Source organism: Rhizobium sp. YAF28 (assembly GCF_052113285.1).
Taxonomy (GTDB): domain Bacteria; phylum Pseudomonadota; class Alphaproteobacteria; order Rhizobiales; family Rhizobiaceae; genus Rhizobium.
Window position 1 is genome coordinate 1 of sequence record NZ_JBFRCX010000033.1, and the last position, 1,224, is coordinate 1,224.

2 protein-coding genes are annotated in these 1,224 nt (G+C 69.0%); both read right to left on the reverse strand.

What is annotated here, in order from left to right:
* Positions 1-698, reverse strand: a 698-nt coding sequence (locus AB4Z13_RS32740) for a patatin-like phospholipase family protein (protein ID WP_442207769.1), incomplete at its 3' end; no start/stop codon positions are given.
* A 19-nt stretch (positions 699-717) separates the two neighbouring features.
* Positions 718-1,224, reverse strand: a 507-nt coding sequence (locus tag AB4Z13_RS32745; RefSeq protein WP_442207770.1) for a PaaI family thioesterase, incomplete at its 5' end; no start/stop codon positions are given.

Genomic DNA, 1,224 nt, shown 5'->3' on the forward strand with positions numbered 1-1,224 from the left:
TTGCCGGGGGCCGGGTCGAGCGCATCGACGGGCACGTTGTCCACCAGCCCGCCATCGAGCACCGCGCGCCCCTGGCGCTTCAGTACCGGTGTGAACGGCGGCGTGGAGGCCGACTGCAAGAGCAGATCGGCCAGATCCTCGGGCGAAGCACAATCCTGCGCGCGCACGAACTCGGGCCGGAAGCCCAGCTTGCGGCCCAGCCGCGGGTGCAGCGTCTTGAGGAGGTGCTTGTCGATGTTGTACGCGAGCAGCCCGGCGGCCACGGCCAGGCGCGGGCCGCTCCACGGCGGGATATGCGCCACGCCGATGCGGATCTCGGGCGCGGCCTGGAGCCGCGCGAGCCGGTTATCGCCGAATAGCGACAGCAGCGCGTTGCGATAGATGCCGTAATGTGGAAACACGCGCTCGCGCCGCAGCAGGTTGCCCCAGTAGGCGTTGCGCGTGTTGTTGGCCAGGATGTCGCGGTAATAGGCCATGGTCTGGTGCGAATCATGCGCATGGACCATGCACGCCGTAGCCGCCCCGGCCGAGATGCCCGCAATCACGCGCGGCCGCAGCGCCAGCTCGGGCGCCACGGTGTCCCACCAGCCGGCCTGCCACCAGCATCGGTTGCCGCCGCCGGCGAACACGATCTGGTCGAACGGCTGGGAAAGCGGCTGGGGAGGGGCGGAGGAGATTGGCGCGGCGCCAGTCATCATCGTCGGATGGTCCTGGATGTCAGAGCAGCGCGTAGGTGGTGGTGGCCTGCACCGCCAGCTTGCCGTCGGTGCCGGTCAGCTCGATCTCGCCGAACACCACGGTCTTGCCGAGCCGCAGCACGTTGGCGCGCACGCGCACATCGCCGTCGATCACAGGCCGCATGAAGTTGGTGGTCAGGCTGACCGTAGTCATCGGGCGGAACTCCCCGAGCACCCGGGAGATGGCGACGATCATCGCCGTATCGGCTGCCGACATCAGTACCTGSCCGCACACCACGCCGCCGGCATGGCGAAAAGTCTCACTGAACGGCAGGCGCAGCGTCACGCCCTGGTCGTCCACCGCCTCGGCTCGCAGGCCAAGCTGGCGCACCCACGGGGCGAGCACGCGTTCCAGCGTGGCATCGACATCAGCCAGGGTGAAGGCGGGCGCTGCGGTCGGTGCGGAGGTCGGTTCCGGCATGGCGATCCTGTCGAGCGGGTTTCGCCAATGATACAGGGGGCCGCAGCCCCCCGTGTGATGCACTGC